The 15,958-nt window shown below is 64.6% G+C and carries 16 protein-coding genes; 13 read left to right on the top strand and 3 right to left on the bottom strand.

Features of this window, described 5'->3' with window-relative positions; all coding sequences use genetic code 11:
• The first annotated feature begins 101 nt into the window (after nt 1–101).
• Nucleotides 102–1,628, top strand: coding sequence for a DHA2 family efflux MFS transporter permease subunit (locus tag ACP5MM_RS02540; RefSeq protein ID WP_427932966.1), 1,527 nt, complete (start codon nt 102–104; stop codon nt 1,626–1,628).
• 218 nt (nt 1,629–1,846) lie between these two features.
• Here ACP5MM_RS02540 and ACP5MM_RS02545 read toward each other — a convergent pair whose 3' ends face one another.
• A complete protein-coding gene (locus tag ACP5MM_RS02545; RefSeq protein ID WP_427932964.1) occupies nt 1,847–2,824 on the bottom strand; it encodes a D-alanyl-D-alanine carboxypeptidase family protein in 978 nt (325 codons plus the stop codon).
• A 13-nt stretch (nt 2,825–2,837) separates the two neighbouring features.
• Nucleotides 2,838–3,185: a YMGG-like glycine zipper-containing protein gene (locus ACP5MM_RS02550; RefSeq protein ID WP_427932962.1), complete on the bottom strand. Its 348-nt coding sequence runs from the start codon at nt 3,183–3,185 to the stop codon at nt 2,838–2,840.
• Between the two features lie 299 nt (nt 3,186–3,484).
• Here ACP5MM_RS02550 and ACP5MM_RS02555 point away from each other — a divergent pair, with 299 nt between their 5' ends.
• From ACP5MM_RS02555 to ACP5MM_RS02590, 8 genes are all read left to right on the top strand, one after another.
• On the top strand, nt 3,485–4,246 hold the full coding sequence (locus tag ACP5MM_RS02555) for a sulfite exporter TauE/SafE family protein (RefSeq protein WP_427932961.1): 762 nt from the start codon (nt 3,485–3,487) through the stop codon (nt 4,244–4,246).
• A gap of 10 nt (nt 4,247–4,256) precedes the next feature.
• Nucleotides 4,257–5,264, top strand: a complete 1,008-nt coding sequence (locus ACP5MM_RS02560) for a class I SAM-dependent methyltransferase (RefSeq protein WP_427934063.1) — start codon at nt 4,257–4,259, stop codon at nt 5,262–5,264.
• 231 nt (nt 5,265–5,495) lie between these two features.
• Nucleotides 5,496–6,836, top strand: coding sequence for a TolC family outer membrane protein (locus ACP5MM_RS02565; protein ID WP_427932958.1), 1,341 nt, complete (start codon nt 5,496–5,498; stop codon nt 6,834–6,836).
• 32 nt (nt 6,837–6,868) lie between these two features.
• Nucleotides 6,869–7,903 (top strand): efflux RND transporter periplasmic adaptor subunit, encoded by a 1,035-nt coding sequence (locus tag ACP5MM_RS02570; RefSeq protein ID WP_427932956.1) that lies wholly within the window; start codon nt 6,869–6,871, stop codon nt 7,901–7,903.
• Nucleotides 7,904–7,907: 4 nt separating this feature from the next.
• Nucleotides 7,908–9,644 (top strand): ATP-binding cassette domain-containing protein, encoded by a 1,737-nt coding sequence (locus ACP5MM_RS02575; RefSeq protein ID WP_427934064.1) that lies wholly within the window; start codon nt 7,908–7,910, stop codon nt 9,642–9,644.
• Nucleotides 9,641–10,756, top strand: a complete 1,116-nt coding sequence (locus ACP5MM_RS02580) for an ABC transporter permease (protein ID WP_427932952.1) — start codon at nt 9,641–9,643, stop codon at nt 10,754–10,756. Before ACP5MM_RS02575 ends, ACP5MM_RS02580 begins: the two co-directional genes overlap by 4 nt.
• Before the next feature lies 1 nt (nt 10,757).
• Entirely contained in the window at nt 10,758–11,867 is a 1,110-nt protein-coding gene (locus ACP5MM_RS02585; protein ID WP_427934065.1) for an ABC transporter permease, read from the top strand.
• 73 nt (nt 11,868–11,940) lie between these two features.
• A complete protein-coding gene (locus ACP5MM_RS02590) occupies nt 11,941–12,273 on the top strand; it encodes a hypothetical protein (protein ID WP_427932949.1) in 333 nt (110 codons plus the stop codon).
• Nucleotides 12,274–12,472: 199 nt separating this feature from the next.
• Here the strand turns inward: ACP5MM_RS02590 and ACP5MM_RS02595 are convergent, their stop codons facing one another.
• Nucleotides 12,473–12,754 carry a hypothetical protein gene (locus ACP5MM_RS02595; RefSeq protein WP_427934066.1) on the bottom strand — a complete coding sequence of 94 codons (282 nt, stop codon included), beginning with the start codon at nt 12,752–12,754 and terminating at the stop codon, nt 12,473–12,475.
• Between the two features lie 97 nt (nt 12,755–12,851).
• Between ACP5MM_RS02595 and ACP5MM_RS02600 the strand changes: the two genes are divergently transcribed.
• From ACP5MM_RS02600 to ACP5MM_RS02615, 4 genes are all read left to right on the top strand, one after another.
• Entirely contained in the window at nt 12,852–13,817 is a 966-nt protein-coding gene (locus tag ACP5MM_RS02600) for a hypothetical protein (protein WP_427931932.1), read from the top strand.
• A gap of 48 nt (nt 13,818–13,865) precedes the next feature.
• Nucleotides 13,866–14,240: a carboxymuconolactone decarboxylase family protein gene (locus ACP5MM_RS02605; RefSeq protein WP_427931930.1), complete on the top strand. Its 375-nt coding sequence runs from the start codon at nt 13,866–13,868 to the stop codon at nt 14,238–14,240.
• A 133-nt stretch (nt 14,241–14,373) separates the two neighbouring features.
• Nucleotides 14,374–14,802 (top strand): hypothetical protein, encoded by a 429-nt coding sequence (locus ACP5MM_RS02610; RefSeq protein ID WP_427931928.1) that lies wholly within the window; start codon nt 14,374–14,376, stop codon nt 14,800–14,802.
• 62 nt (nt 14,803–14,864) lie between these two features.
• The gene (locus tag ACP5MM_RS02615) at nt 14,865–15,929 is read left to right on the top strand and encodes an AI-2E family transporter (RefSeq protein WP_427934067.1); all 1,065 of its coding nucleotides are present in this window, start codon (nt 14,865–14,867) and stop codon (nt 15,927–15,929) included.
• Nucleotides 15,930–15,958 lie beyond the last annotated feature (29 nt).

A 15,958-nucleotide genomic window follows, 5' to 3' on the forward strand; every position in this document is an offset into this window, starting at 1 on the left:
CCATCTCCCGGCCAATGCGTATACTGACCGGACGGTCAGTATAGATTCATTGAGAGTTCCGCCCTCCGGGAGTCCTGCGCCGTTGTCCAAGGAGATTGTCCGTGCCCCCTGAGAACACCGCCTCCCGGGCGCTCATTACCGCAGCGGTCATGCTTGCCGTGGTCATGCAGGTGCTGGATCTCACCATCGTCAATGTGGCCCTGCCGCACATGATGGGCTCCCTGCATGCCAACAGCGATCAGATCACCTGGGCTCTGACCAGCTATATGGTGGCCAATGTCATCATCCTGCCGCTCACCGGGCTGCTCGTCGAGCGCTATGGGCAACGCAAGCTCATGTTGTGGAGCGTGGTGGGCTTTGTCATCGCCTCGGCCCTGTGCGGCCAATCCCACACCCTTGCCGAAATCGTGCTCTGGCGCTTCATCCAGGGCATCTTCGGGGCAGCCCTGGCCCCCGTGGGGCAGACCATCATGCTCGGGGCCTACCCGCCGGAAAAGCGTGGTCAGGCCATGGCCATCCTGGGCATCGGCATCATGCTCGGCCCCATCCTGGGGCCCACCCTGGGCGGCTATCTCACCGACACCCTGAGCTGGCGCTGGGTCTTCTATGTCAACATTCCTTTCGGAATCATGGCGTTCCTGCTCATGCAGATGGTGCCGGACAGCGGCAAGAGCGCCCATCCCCGCCCGGTAGACTGGCTGGGCTTCACCCTCATGGCGGTGGGATTCGGCGCCCTCACAGCGGTCCTGAGCCTGGGGGATCAGGAGGACTGGTTCAGCTCCCGGACCATCATCATCCTCAGCTTGCTGACCTTCCTCGGACTTTTCTTTTTTGTCTGGCGATCCCTGACCGTAGCCCATCCGGTGGTGGATCTGCGCCTCCTGCGCGACCGCAATCTCAGCATCGGCAGCCTGGGCATCGGCATCTTCGGCCTCGCCCTCTTCGGCACCATGGTCATCCTGCCCATCATGCTGGAAAATCTGATCCACTACGAAGCCTTCACCGCCGGGCTGGTCATGGCGCCCCAGGGCTTCGGCGCCATGCTCGCCATGATGTTGGCCGGCCGTCTGCTCGGCAGGGGCGTCAATCCCCGCAACATCGTCATCGCCGGGATCGTCCTTGGCGCTTATGGCTCCTGGCTCACCACCCAGTACAACCTCGATATCAGTCCTGGATGGGTCATCTGGCCGGGCTTCATCCGCGGAATCGGTTTTGGCCTCATCACCATTCCGCTCTTTACCCTGGCCTTTTCCACCCTGAGCAAGGCACAGCAGGCCGAGGGCTCGGGGATCTTCAACCTCATGCGCACCTTGGGGGGATCCATCGGCATCGCGGTGGTCTCCACGGTCATGACGCAGGAAACCCAGGTGGGCTGGAGTCAAATGGGGGGGCACATCAATGCCTTCAACCCGAACCTGCAAAATTACCTCGATGCCGCCGGCCTGACCCCCAACGCCACCACCTGGCAGATCATGGGCAACCTCCTGCTCAACAGCCAAGCCAGCATGCGCGGCATCCTCGATGCCTTCATGCTGGTGCTGTGGGGTTTCCTGGCCATGCTGCCCCTGATCCTGCTCCTCAAAAAGCCCCAGCCCGTGCTCGCGCCGGACGGTGCCCCGGGCCACTGAAATCCGGAAGCGCGGCCGTTGGCGCGGGTGTTTCTTGCTCCGGCGGTCCTTGCCTGTTGTTCTACGGCTCATCCCGCTGACAGGCGAAAACTCGCCCTGCGGGCTCAAACAGTTCGCCTGTCGGGCGCGGGCTTTCACCTAGAACGACGACGGCGCGGACCGAAGTCGCGGCGGAACACCCCCGCCAACGGCCGCGCAAACAGGTTGAACGAGAAGGATCAGTGGGCGGCGGTGCGCTCCAGTTCCGGCATGGCCGGCAGCCACAGGGTCTTGGCAAAACCCCAGTCCAGCAACTTCAGGCTTTGCCAGGAGGCCTTCCAGAAACCCCGGCCTTCATCGCGAAAGGACGGCACACCGAGGACCACGGCGATGAGGCTCACGCCGTTCTGGGTACCCGTGGCCACCAGGCAGTGGCCGGCGGCATCGGTATAGCCGCTCTTCATGCCGGTGATGAACGGCACGCGGCCCACCAGGAGGTTGGGGTTGGGACTGGTAATGCCGGCGTAGGTGAAATGCTCATGATCGAAAAAAGGCATGAATTGCGGGAACTGGGTCATGATGGCGCGGCTGAGGATGGCGATGTCATAGGGGCTGGCGGTATTGTTGGGATGGGGCAGGCCGTCGGGATCGTAAAAGGTGGTGGAGAGCATGCCCAATTGCCGGGCCGTCTGGTTCATTTCCTGCACGAAGCGCGGCACGCTGCCCGCCACCAGTCCAGCCGCTTCCACTGCCGCATCATTGCCCGAAGGCACCGTCATCCCCAGGATCATCTGTTCCACGCTGAAAGCCAAACCGGGGTGCATGAACATGCTGGAGCCGCCGGTGTGCAAGGCCGTAAAGCTCGGCCGAAAGCGCTGCTGCAATTGCAGATGTCCGGACTGGATCGCCTGGAAGAGCAGATAGAGGGTCATGAGCTTGGTGATGCTGGCGATGGGATAGGGACTGTAGGCGTTTTTGGCGGCGATGATCTCGCCGGTGTTGGCATTCATGAGGATGTAGGCCCGGGCGTCGATGGGGGGCAGGCCCGATGATTGGGCCAGGGCCGGCGGGGCCAGCAGCGCCGCCAGGAGGAGACCGAGAAGGAGCAGCAGACCCTGCGCCCATGCCCCATGGCCGGCCCGGCCATGGCTTGGCCCGCCGCCCCCCTGCATCCGGCAAAGGCCATTCTGCTCCGTATCGTTGCTGAGCGTCGTCATGATCTGGTCAACCTCACTGGGCATTGGGGACGCAGGTGTAACCCGCCGGACAGGCAGGCGCGGGCGTACTGGGATAACAGGTGTAACCGGGCGGGCAGGAGGGTGGATAAGGAGCACTGGGCGGGCCAGGAGGGGCCAGGGCGGCTCCCGCCACGCCGCCGATACCGGCGCCGATGGCCGCGCCGGCCAAGGGGCTGCCCGTCTGGTTGCCGATGACCGCCCCCGCCAGCCCACCAAGGAGTGCGCCGCCGGCGGTACTGGTGGCCGTACTCGAGGAAATGCCCGAGGGAGAACTGGCGCAGCCATTCAGGCAGGCCAGACAAGCAAACAGCAGGATGCCGAATCTTCCCCGATGGATCATGGTATTCACCTGCGATGATCGTGAATGAGCAATGCCCACAGTAACCCTCCCAAACCGGCGACCGAAGCCAGCAGCGCTGGGCCGGCGGCTGCCGAGCCTCCCCCATAACTGGAAACGGGGCTTGGGATCCCGCCGCGCGCCTTGGCCAAGGGCAAAGCGAGCCATCCCCATGGGACGGCGGTTTTGCCGGAATACCCATGCTGGATATTAGGTGATTTTTCCTTTTTGTGCATGCCTTCATCGTTTATCCTTTGCCCTTCGCCTGGAAAGCCCTTCCTAAAACATATAGACTGGTCGGTATGGTCCCATCTCCCTCCTTGTCCCTCACCGCCCTGCTGGAGCATCCGTTCCTGCTCCTGCTGGCCATGGTTATCGTCTTTGCCGCATTTTATGTGCGCGCCACCATCGGCTTTGGTTCCGGTCTGATCGCGGTGGCCCTGCTCACCCTGCTCTTTCCCATCAAGGAAGTCGTGCCCGTGGTCCTGCTGCTGGACCTCCTCGGATCGGTACTGCTCGGCGCCTACGACTTCCATGAAATTCGCTGGCCGGAATTGCGTTGGCTGGTGCCCGGCAGCATGGCAGGCCTGGCCATCGGCTCCTTCATCCTCGCCGCTACGGACGCCCAGAACCTCACCCGTTTTCTCGGCGTCTTCATCCTCGCCTATGTGGTCTATGCGCTGAGCTTGAAGCCCGAAGGCCTGCCCCGGGTCTCCTTGCCCTGGGGCGTGCCGCTGGGGGTCTTCGGCGGCATTGTCGGCAGCCTCTACGGCGGCGGCGGACCGCCCATTGTCGCTTATCTGCAGATGCGCCACCTCGACAAGCGGGCCTTTCGCGCCACCTTCCAGGGAATAGCCCTGACGGACAACGTCCTGCGCGTCTTTATGTATATTGGCCTGGCGTTGCTCACGGTGCCCCTGGCGCTGGGTTTTCTCCTGCTGGTGCCGCCGCTCCTCCTGGGGCTCTGGGCCGGCAACCATCTGCACATGCGCATCAATCAGCGCGTCTTCCTCTATGGGACCTTGCTCGTACTCGCCCTGGTCGGATGCAAATATTTACTCTAAGGAGACTCCCATGACGGTAACCCCGCAAACATTCCGCCAACAGGCGCAAGGCGCCCTTTCCCTCAACATTGCCTTCATTGGCGTGGTCAATGGTCTTTTTACGGCCTTGCATGAGTTGGGCGAAGCCAGCACCACGGCTCTCGCCGCCGCCAGCAAGATGGATGCGGGCTATCTGCAGCGCTGGTGCGAGGCGGCCTTTGCCTTTGCCTGGCTGGACGAGCGCGACGGCCGCTGGTCCCTGACGGAAAGCGGTGCCGCCATGCGCCCGGAGGCTCCCGACACCCTCATGGCGCTGGCGGTGGGCTCGGTACTCTCGGCCCACATGGCCGAGCGGGCGGCGGGTCTCATGCGCAGCGGCGAGCGTCCCGGCGAAAAGGTCCTGGGGGAACGGGAGACCATCCTCCCCTGGTTCGGTGCCATGCTGGAGGCCAATTTCCGCAAGACCTTCGAGGAAACGATCTGCCCGGCCGTACCCATCTTTGCCGAGGTGGATGCCCGTGGCGGGCTGGCCGTGGACCTGGGCTGCGGCAATGGCTGGTACCTGCGCGCCCTGACCCAGCGCTGCAGCCACCTGCGCGGCCTGGGTCTGGACGGCTTTGACGAAAACGTCACCCAGGCGCGGGCCAAGGCCGCAGCGGCGGGTCTGGGCGAGCGCCTGCGCTTTGCCCAGGGCGACATCAAGACCTTCCACCTCGACGAAGCCGCCGACCTCATCGCCATGAACCGTGCCCTGCACCACGTCTGGGACGAAAAGGAAACGGTATTCCGCATCCTGCACGATCAGCTCAAGCCGGGCGGCGCCGCGGTCATCTGGGAGCCCGCCTGGCCCGACGATGTCCACACCCTGCGCGACCCCGCCCTGCGCGGCATGGCCTTCCAGAATCTCACGGAATACGTCCAGGGCAATCATTTCCTCAAGCCGGAGGAGATTGCCGCACAGTTTGCGGCGGCAGGCATGGGCAGCGAGATTTACCGCTTTGGCAATGACGCCGTCATCGTCGGGCGGCGTCCGGTCTGACGCCTGCGCCATTCTGAGGGACATTTTTTTGGCTACACTGAAAATGCTGCACAAAATGGCGGGGAGGCTGTTGTGATGGGAAAGCGCTGGGACGGCCGTCCTTAGATGATGCGGGGCAGTGAGTTTCAGCAGGCGCGAAGTCGCGCAAGCATGAGGTCCGGGCCGCTCCCTCATTGACGCCCGACCAATCGGTCGATACTATATTCATCATTCGTTATATAGGAAGCAAGCATGCCTGCCCCATCATTGCGCCGCTCCTGCCATCGCCTTTGCCTGCTCTTGCCCCTGGCCGCCCTCCTCGCCGGCCCGGCCATGGCAGACAATCTGCTCGAAGCCTATCAGCAGGCCTTCGCCACCGATCCCGCCCTGGCCCAGGCGCGGGCCCAGTTGCAGGCCGAAATGCAGGGCAAGCCCCTGGCGCGCTCCGCCTTGCTGCCCCATCTCGGTGCGGCCGCCAGCGTGGGCGACAACACGGCGCGCATCACCGGCTTCGGCGCACCCATTTCCACCGGCTATCTCTCCAACAGCTATAGCGTCAGCCTCACCCAGGCGGTCTTCAACGGCCAGGCCTTCACCGCCCTCAAGCAAGCCGACAGCCGCATCCAGGCCAGCGAGGCGGCCCTGGCCTATACCGAACAGCAGCTCGCCCTCCAGGTGACCACCGCCTATTTCAACGTCCTCCAGGCCCAGGCCCAGGATCGGGTGGCGGAAAAGCAGGAAAAACTCCTGGACAGCATTTACCGGCAGACGCAGGCCAACCTCCAGGTCGGCACCGGCGACATCATCGCCGTGCGCGAGGCCCAGGCCCGCCTGGATGCCGCCAAGGCGGATGTCATCAAGGCCCGCAATGCCGTGGCCGTGGCCCAACGCAGCCTGCAGCGCCTCACCCATCACCCGGTCGGCATCCTGGAGGATCTCGGCCGTTTCGAGGCCATGGGCCCCCAGCCGGACCAGACCCAGCCTTGGGTGGACATGGCCCTCAAGAGCCAGCCCCTGCTCCATCAGGCCGAGGCGCAACTGCGTACCGCCCAGGAGCAGGTGGAATACAACCGCCGGGAGCGTTGGCCCAAGATCAACCTGCAAGGCATCGCCAGCCATACCCTGGGATCCCCCTTCCCCGGGGTCGATTTCAATCAGATCGGCGCCAGCCTCAATCTCTCCATGCCCCTCTATGAGGGCGGCAGCATCTCCGCTGCGGTGCAGCAATCCCAGGCCCAGGCCCAGGCCAGCGTGGATAATCTCGCCAACCTGCGCGACGAGGTCACCCTCAATACCCAGACCGCCTTTCTGAACCTCCAGGACAGCGTCGCCCAGCTCCATGCCGCCAAGGAAACGGTGGCCTCGGCCAAGGTCTCCCTGGAAGGCACCCGCAAGGGCTACGAAGTGGGCACGCGCTCCATCATCGACCTCCTCAACACGGCCACGGACTATATCCGCGCCGAGCAGGACTACAACGTCGCCCTATACAACCAGGTGGTGGCCCGGGTGCAGCTCAAGGCCGCAGCGGGCGTGCTGACGGCGGCGGATCTGGAGTCCATCAATGCCTTGCTGAGCAAGGACGGGCGATCCTGAAAGCCCCGCCATATCCATCGGAGAGCAGAGACATGGCCATTTCCAAGAAAAAACGCGCGGCGGCGGCGGTCCTGGTGCTGGCCATCGGCGCCGGGGCTGCCTACTGGTTCACCCGGCCGCACGCCCCCAGCAATGTCGTCACCATCTATGGCAATATCGACATCCGCCAGGTGCAGGCCGCCTTTGACGACAACGGCCGCATCCTGGACCTCAAGGTGCAGGAGGGCGACCGGGTGAAAAAGGGCCAGCTCCTGGCCGAACTGGATCCCGTACGCTTCCAGGACGCCGTGGCCAAGGACCAGGGGCAGGTGGCGGCCCAGGAGCAGGTCCTGGCCCGCCTGCTGGCGGGTTCCCGCCCCGAGGAGATCGCCGAGGCCCGGGCCGAGGCCGCGGCCGCCCAGGCCACCTTGGCCAATGCCGAGATCACCTGGCAACGCCAGCAGTCCCTGGCCGCCGAGCAATACGTGCCCAAGCAGAGCCTCGACAACGCCGCCGCCGCCCTGAAGACCGCCCGCGCCAATCTCGATCACGCCCAGCAGGCCCTCATCCTGGCCATCAAGGGGCCGCGCAAGGAAGACATCGCCGCCGCCCGCCATCAACTGCAGGCCGACCAAGCGGCCCTCTCCCTGGCCCAGCGGGAGCTCGTCGACAGCAAGCTCTACGCCCCCGAAGAGGGCGTCGTGCAGGACCGCATCCTCGAACCGGGCGACATGGTCAACCCGCAAACCCCCGTTTTCACCCTGGCCTTGGATAACCCGGTCTGGGTACGCGCCTATCTGCCGGAAAAGGCCCTGGGACAGGTGCGCCTGGGGATGAAGGCCTGGATCGAGAGCGATTCCTTTCCGGGCAAGCGCTTCCCGGGCTGGGTGGGCTTCATCTCGCCCACCGCAGAATTCACCCCCAAGACCGTGGAAACCACGGAACTGCGTACGGAACTGAGCTATCGCGTGCGGGTCTACGCCTGCAATCCCGAGCATCGCCTGCGCCTGGGGATGCCCGTCACCGTAGAGATCCCGTTACGGGACAACATGCCCCAATCCCTTCCCGCCCATCCCTGCGCTCAATGATGCCATGAGCGACGCCGCCCTGGTCCTGGAGGACGTGCACAAGGGCTTCCGCCGGGGTGACACGACGGTCCAGGCCCTGCAAGGGGTCAGCCTCCGGGTGCAGGCCGGCCGGATCACCGGCCTCCTGGGCCCCGACGGCGCCGGCAAGACCACCCTCATGCGCCTGGCCGCCGCGCTCTTGCTCCCCGATGCCGGCCGGGTCCTGGTCCTGGGGGAAGACACCCGCCGCGCCGCCGCCCGGATTCAGGAGAGCATCGGCTACATGCCCCAGCGCTTCGGCCTCTACGAGGACCTGACGGTTCAGGAAAACCTCGATCTTTACGGCGACCTCCAAGGCCTGTCGGCGGCGGACAAGACCGCCCGCCATGAGGAACTCCTGCGTCTGACGGCCCTCGGCCCCTTCGGCAGACGGCGGGCCGGGGATCTCTCCGGCGGGATGAAACAAAAACTCGGGCTGGCCTGCGCCCTGCTGCGCGCCCCCCGGGTCCTGCTCCTGGACGAGCCCACCGTCGGCGTGGACCCCATCTCCCGCCGGGAACTCTGGAGCATCATCCAGGGCTTGCGGGAAAAGGGGACGAGCATCCTCATCAGCACCGCCTACCTGGACGAGGCGGAGCGCTGCGATGACATCCTGCTCTTCCATGAGGGTAAGCTCCTGGCGCAAAAGAGTCCGGCGGATTTCCATGCCCCCATGGCGGGGCACTGCTACCTCGTCCAGCACGAGGGCCTCACCCGCCGCCAGCTCCAGGCCCGCCTGGCGCAACGGCCGGGGGTCGTGGATGCCACCATCCAGGCCGAGGGGGTACGGGTGGTCTGCCGGGAGAGCGCGGCCCTCTCCGCGGATGGGGAACATTGGCAAGGGGTGCCTCCCCGCTTTGAAGACGCCTTCGTTACCCTCCTGCGCTCCGGCTCCGCGGCGGCGCCCACGCCGGCCGGCGATCATCTGGAGGCTACGGCGGACGCCCAGGATCCGGATGGGGAGAGCGTTATCGAGGTGCGCGAACTGCGCCGTTTCTTCGGCCGTTTCGAGGCCGTCAAGGGCATCAGCTTCACCGTCAAGGCCGGTGAAATCTTCGGCCTCCTCGGCGCCAACGGCGCCGGCAAGACCACCACCTTCCGCATGCTCTGCGGCCTGTTGCCCGCCTCCTCCGGGACCTTGCGGGTGGCTGGCGCAGACCTGCTCCGGGCCGGCGCCGCCGCCCGCGCCCGCATCGGCTACGTCGCCCAGAAATTCGCCCTCTACGGCAATCTCAGCGTGAGCCAGAACCTGCGTTTTTTCGCCAGCGCCTATGGCCTGCGCGGCGCGCAATGGCGGCGGCGCATCGACTGGGCCATGGCGGAATTCGACCTCTCTGCCTACACCGACGTCAACGGCGACGATCTGCCCCTGGGTTTCAAACAGCGTCTGGCCCTGGCCTGCGCCCTCATGCACGAACCCCCCATCCTCTTCCTCGATGAGCCCACCTCCGGCGTCGACCCTCTGGCGCGGCGGGAATTCTGGAGCCGCATCAATACGCTGGCCGAGGGAGGGGTGACCGTGATGATCACCACCCATTTCATGGACGAAGCCGAATACTGCGACCACCTGGTGCTCATGTCCCTGGGGGAGATCCTGGCCCTGGGCAGCCCCCAGGAGATACGCGCCCAGGCCCGCCGTCCCGATCTGCCGAATCCAACGATGGAGGATGCCTTCGTGGAACTCATCCAGAACCACGAGGCCGGGATCCGGAGGGCCTCGTGAACGCCCAACGCCTGCGCGGCCTGATCCGCAAGGAGTTTCTGCAGATCCTGCGGGATCCATCGGCCATCGCCATCGCCTTCGTCATGCCGGTGCTGTTGCTCTTTCTTTTCGGCTACGGGGTCTCCCTGGATGCCCGCCATGTCCCCGTCGCCGTCGTCGTCGATCAGCCCACCGGGGAAACCAGCGCCTTCATCGGCGGTCTGCAGCAATCCCCCTACTTCACCCCCACCCTCTATCCCGACATCGCCGCCGCCCGCCGCGCCGTCATGGCCCGGCAGGCCGACGGCATCCTCTGGCTGCGCAGCGATTTCAGCCGGCAGATCCTCAATGAGCAAACGGCCTCCGCCGGCGTCCTGGTCAACGGGGTGGACGCCAACAACGCCCGCATCCTGGAGGGTTATCTCCAGGGAGTTTGGCAGACCTGGCTGCAGTTGCGCGCCCAGGAGGCAGGCACGGCGCTGGTCATCCCGGTCATCCCCCAGGATCGCATCTGGTTCAACCCCGCCCTGCGCAGCCGCGATTATCTGGTGCCTGGGCTCATCGCCGTCATCATGACCCTCATCGGGGCCCTGCTCACCGCCCTGGTGGTGGCCCGGGAATGGGAGCGGGGCACCATGGAGGCCCTCATGGCCAGCCCCGTGACCATGGGCGAGATCCTCCTGGGCAAGCTCATTCCTTATTTCCTCATGGGCATGGGCGGCATGGCCCTGTCGGTGGCCATGGCGGTCTGGCTCTTCGCCGTACCGCTGGAAGGGAGCCTCTGGGCCCTCACCCTGGCCTCGGCCCTCTTCCTCCTGGTAGCCCTGGGCATGGGGCTGCTCATTTCCACCCTGGCCAAGAATCAGTTCGTGGCCGCGCAGGTGGCCATCATCGTCACCTTCCTCCCCGCCTTCATCCTCTCGGGCTTCATCTTCGACATCCAGTCCATGCCCCAGGCCATCCAGGTCATCACCCACATCGTTGCCGCCCGCTATTTCGTGTCCATCCTCCAGACCATTTTCCTTGCCGGCGACGTCTGGCCGGTCATTCTTGGCAATGCCGGCGCCCTGCTCATCATGGCCGTCCTGTTCCTGGGCATCACCTGGCGCAAGTCGCGCAAGAGGCTGGACTGACATGCTCGCGCGCATCTGGGCATTGGTCATCAAAGAGTTTTTGGCGCTGCTGCGGGACAAAAAGAGCCGCCTCGTCCTCATCGGCCCGCCGCTGATCCAGCTCGTGGTCTTCGGCTATGCCGCCACCTTCGACCTCAACCACATTCCGTACGCCGTCTACAATGAAGACCCCGGCTTCGCCTCCCGCGAACTCCTGGGACGCTTCACCGGTTCGCAAGCCTTCCAGCAGGTGGCCGTCATCCAGAACGAGGGGCAGATCGCGCCCCTCATCAATCAAGAAAAGGCCCTGCTCGTTCTGCACATCGGTCCCCATTTCACCCGCGACCTGCTCCTGCGTCACCCCGCCCGGGTGCAGGTCATCATCGATGGACGCAACTCCAATACCGCCACCCTCGCCCTCAATTACGTCAACAGCGTCCTCATCGCCTTCGACCAGCACTGGGCGGCGGAGCATGGCTGGGGCAAACCGCCGGCACAACTGGATATTCGCGCCTGGTTCAACCCCAATCTCCTGTCGCGCTGGTTCATCGTCCCCGGCATCGTCGCCCTTCTTACCCTGGTGGTCACCCTGCTGGTGACGGGACTCTCGGTGGCCCGGGAACGGGAGATGGGCACCTTCGACCAACTCCTCGTCACCCCCATGCGCCCCGGCGAGATCCTCCTCGGCAAGTCCCTGCCGGGCTTCATCATCGGCGGACTGGAGGGCAGCTTCATCGCCCTGGTGGCGGTGCTCTGGTTTCGCGTCCCCTTTGTGGGCAGCATCGCCGCCCTGGCCCTTGGCCTCTTTTTCTTTCTCCTCGCCGCCATCGGCATCGGGCTCATGATCTCCTCCCTCGCCGTGACCCAGCAGCAAGGGCTACTGGGAGTCTTCCTTTTCCTCGTGCCGGCCATTATCCTTTCTGGTTTTGCCACGCCCATCGCCAATATGCCCGCCCTGGTGCAGGACCTCACCTACCTCAATCCCATGCGCTATTTCCTGGTTATCGTACGCGGGGTCTTCCTGGAGGGTGACGGCATCCATGATCTCTGGTCCCAATACTGGCCCCTGGCGGTCATCGGCGTATCGAGCATGGCGGCGGCTACCTGGCTCTTCCGGCACCGGATGCAATGAAGCGGCATCCGGCCAGATCAAGATACCCGCTTCCTCTCCATCCCCCCATCTTCCCTCCGGAGGAAATCCGCCCATGATCCGCCTGCTGATCATCGAATGCCTGTTCAGCGCCCTGCTGGGGGCCATTGCCTTTCGCCTGGCTTATGCCTTTCTCGGCCAGCGCCGCCACGCCTGGGTGGTTACCCTGGTGACGGCGGTGATCCTCGGAGCGGCCGTCTCGGGCTACATCGATCCCCATCTCCTCCACGACTTCGCCGTTCGCCATCCGGAGGCTCTGACCATCCCCCCATGGCTCCTCCAGGCCCTGCGGGCCGGCACCTACATCCTCGGCGCCGCCATCGCCGCCGCCGTCATCAAGAAACGCGAGGCATTGGGCTTCGACCACCAGCCCCCCTACGACCCGTGATTCCGGACGGATCAGCCGGGATGCGCCAGACACCACTCCCCCTCCAGGGCCAGCAGCAGGAGGGGAGCAAGACGGGCAAGAACCGCAGAAAACGCTCGCCATAGCGCTCTATCCAATCTCGTGTCGCCATGCTCTCCCCCGAACGGCCTATGGCAAGGGATCAAAAAGGTGCAAGACCGGAAGCAACCCCGGCCTTGGCTCACAATGCCTTGGTGGAACGCCCTATGGCCTCCTCAATTTCCTCTTCGCTGACGGTACCACGGATCCTGATGGTCGTACCCTCCGCACCCTGGCTCACTTCCATGGCCGACACCTTGGCCTTGACCTCCGCGCTCAGGCAGTCGCAGCGCCCGGTCTGGCAACTTTCGACCATCGCGAAGACCTTTTGGGGGTCCACCGATTGGTCCACATGCACCGCGACGCCTTCGGCGGTCTTTTCCAGCTTTGCCGCATCCTGGATGGTACGATCGCAACAAGTCATGGCTACTCCTTTCCATAAGAATGAACTAATATGCTTGACAACATACGGAATTTGTAATATATTCTAAAACGTATATTTTAACAAGGGAGCATGCACCATGAAACGACGCCGTTTTCTCATCGCCGGTGCCACTGCCACGGTGGCGGCCCTGGGCGCTCCTCTGCTCCGCAGCGCCCAGGCCGCCACCGCAGGGAATCCCTATGGGGGCTTTCCCGTGAGCTATGTGGCGGAGTTCCGGGCCACGGCTCCCCATAAGGAGGCCGTGACGCGAGCGGTCCAGGGCCTCGCCACCCGCCTCAAGGGCACACCGGGTTTCCTCGGCATCACCCTCAAGCAAATGGTCGGTACCTCCACCATGGTCAAGAATTACCCGCCCCAGTACAAAGGCATCCTGGCCGACGCCAATGAACAGGCGGTGCAGGAAGGACGCTTGCCCTATTCTTTCCTCCTCCTGGTCCGTTTTGCCGACCCTGCGGCCTTGCAGGGGGCGAAGCTCGCCGACTGGCTGCACAGCGCCCTCGCTCCGGCCCTGGCCTTTACCCCGCCCGGCACCAGCGAACACACCCAACTCCTACCCCTGGCCGGCATTTACGCCAGCCTCATCGCCGGGGACCGCAAGGAAATCTTCAGCACCGGGGCGGCCATCGCCCGCTTTCTGGCCCATCAGGACGATACCCCTGAGCGCAAGCTGGTCACCGTGGTCAACCATGTGATGGTGCCCGACAAGGACCATGCCCTCGTCGAGGCCAAGGTGGGGCCGCTCCTGAAGGTCGCCCAGAACACCTTCGAGCCCAAGGATGACGCCAACGGCATCGGCCAGCCGGGGGACAGGGACAACCGCGACTACCGCAAGGCGATGAGCACGGAGATCCTGGCCAATACCGAGACTTGCGGATCCTTGCGCAGCTACCTCATGCACGGCGTCTGGGAGTCGGTCTGGGATCACGAGAACTCCCACCTCGACCCCCGCTTCCAGCATGCCTTCCTGCAGTTGGCGCCCTACATCGTCGTCGGACCGGTGGAACCCTTCTACCAAACGTGGTTTTTGGAAAACCGTGCCTAATCCCGGGCGCCCCAAGGGGCGCCCCTGTGCATTTCGAGGAGATCACCCATGTCGAACAAAGCATCGCCCACCGCCGAACAGATCCTTGCCGGCATGCGCCAGGCCATGGGCCGGGCCCCGTCGGCCATCGAAAAGTCCGTAACCGCAGACCCGGCCCTCATCCACGAGCACATGCGTTCCCGCGCCTTCGCCATGCCGGCGGAAGGCGTCCTGGACGAGGAAACCCGCACCCTGATCTACCTCGCCGCCGCCCTGGCTGGTTCCAGCCATGCCTGTGTCCAGGCCATGTCCGACAAGATCGTCCAGCAAGGCATCGCCCCGGCCAAGGTCGTCGAAACCATCCGTATCACCCGCTATGCCATGGCCACCAAGGTCGTCGGCGATGCCGAACCCGTCTTTGCCGCCCTGAACGGCAAGGCTTAGATGCGCAAAGGCAGGAGCTCAGCCCTTGGTGGCCTCCCGCCTTTCTTGCGCCAGCGTATTTGTAAACAATAATCGTTTGCATTTATAAAGGTGATGGCGTTATCCTTATCCTCGTCTTCAGGAGGATTGGACCATGCAACTTTATATCGACGCCCGCCTTGAACAGCCCCGACCTTTCCTGCGCATCCTGAGCCGGGATGGCGGCATCCGTCTGCACCTCGCTGGCCATGCCCTGGAGCGCTTGGTGGAAGCCGGCGATCTGGACCTCTGCGCCCTGTGGCAGCATGATCGGGCGCGGGAGCAGCAATGCATTGCCGAGCTCATGGCGGCCACCCTGCACCATTTCCCCGCCCTCGCCTCCCGTCCCCGGCCAGCGCCGGCCCTGGCCGGAGAACGAAGCACGATACTGCGGGCCGTACCCATTCCCCATGGACCATGGCTCATCATGGGGGCAACGCAGGCGCAAGGCAGGCCACAGCGAAGGAACGCTTCGCCCTTGAACACGGCTCCAGGGGCCTCCGTCCCGGCGGAGCGCGATGCTTTTGCCGCAAGCTTCGGCTAAGCTAGAGGCCTACGCAGCCTCCCCTGTCGGCGGTTAGAAAAATGGTACAGAAAGGATCCCCCATGAACCGGTTTGTGGCCCTGGCGACCTTGCTCCTGCTGGGCTGGCTGCTGTACCGGCTTTCTCCCATTCTGACCCCCTTCTTCGTCGCCGCCATACTCGCCTATCTGGGCAACCCGCTGGTGTCCCGTCTGCAGAAACTGGGCCTCGGGCGCGGCTTCGCCACCACGGCGGTATTCGTGTTCGCCACCCTCCTGGGTATCGGCATCGTCCTGGCCTTGCTGCCGGTGATCCAGAGCCAGTTCCTCCTTTTCCTGGACTCGGTCAGCAAGTACCTGACCTTGCTCCAGCAAAACATCCTGCCGCGGCTGTCGGCCCGCTTGGGCATTCCCATGGATACCGGCACGCTAACGGGCTATGCTGCCCGGAACACCCAAAAACTCGGGGAATGGGCGGGGCGCGGCCTGCAATTGGCCCTGCATTCGGGGTCGAGCCTGATCACGGCCCTGCTGAATGTGATCCTCATCCCGGTGCTCACCTTTTATCTGCTGCGCGACTGGCCGCGGCTGCTGGCGCGGATCCGCCAACTCGTCCCCTTGCGCTACCTGCCGCTGGTGAGCCTCCTGGCCCGGGATTCCGATGCCATGCTCACGGCCTTCCTGCGCGGCCAGATCTCGGTCATGCTGGCCCTGGGGGTGACTTACGCCATTGGCCTGAGCATCATCGGCCTCAAAACGGCCATCCTCATCGGCCTGCTGGCGGGGATCCTGAGCTTCGTGCCCTATCTGGGGGTCATCAGCGGCGTGACCATGGCCACCCTGGCCATTTACGTGCAGACCGGCCAGTTCCTCCCCATCCTCGGGGTGCTGGTGGTCTTTACCGTGGGGCAAGTCCTGGAAAGCATGGTCTTTACCCCGTATCTCGTCGGAGATCGCATCGGCCTGCATCCCGTGGCGGTGATCTTTGCCGTGCTGGCGGGGGGCGAGCTCTTCGGCTTCATCGGCCTGCTCCTGGCACTGCCGGTGACCGCCGTGCTCATCGCGCTCCTGCGCCACGCCCACCACTGGTATCTCCGCAGCGCCTGCTATCAGGGCACCCCGCCACCGCCGGATAGGGCGGAACCCTGAGGCGGGTGCCGCCGCCGGTAGGCGGGTTG

It is taken from the genome of Acidithiobacillus sp. (assembly GCF_049965315.1).
GTDB lineage: Bacteria > Pseudomonadota > Gammaproteobacteria > Acidithiobacillales > Acidithiobacillaceae > Acidithiobacillus_B.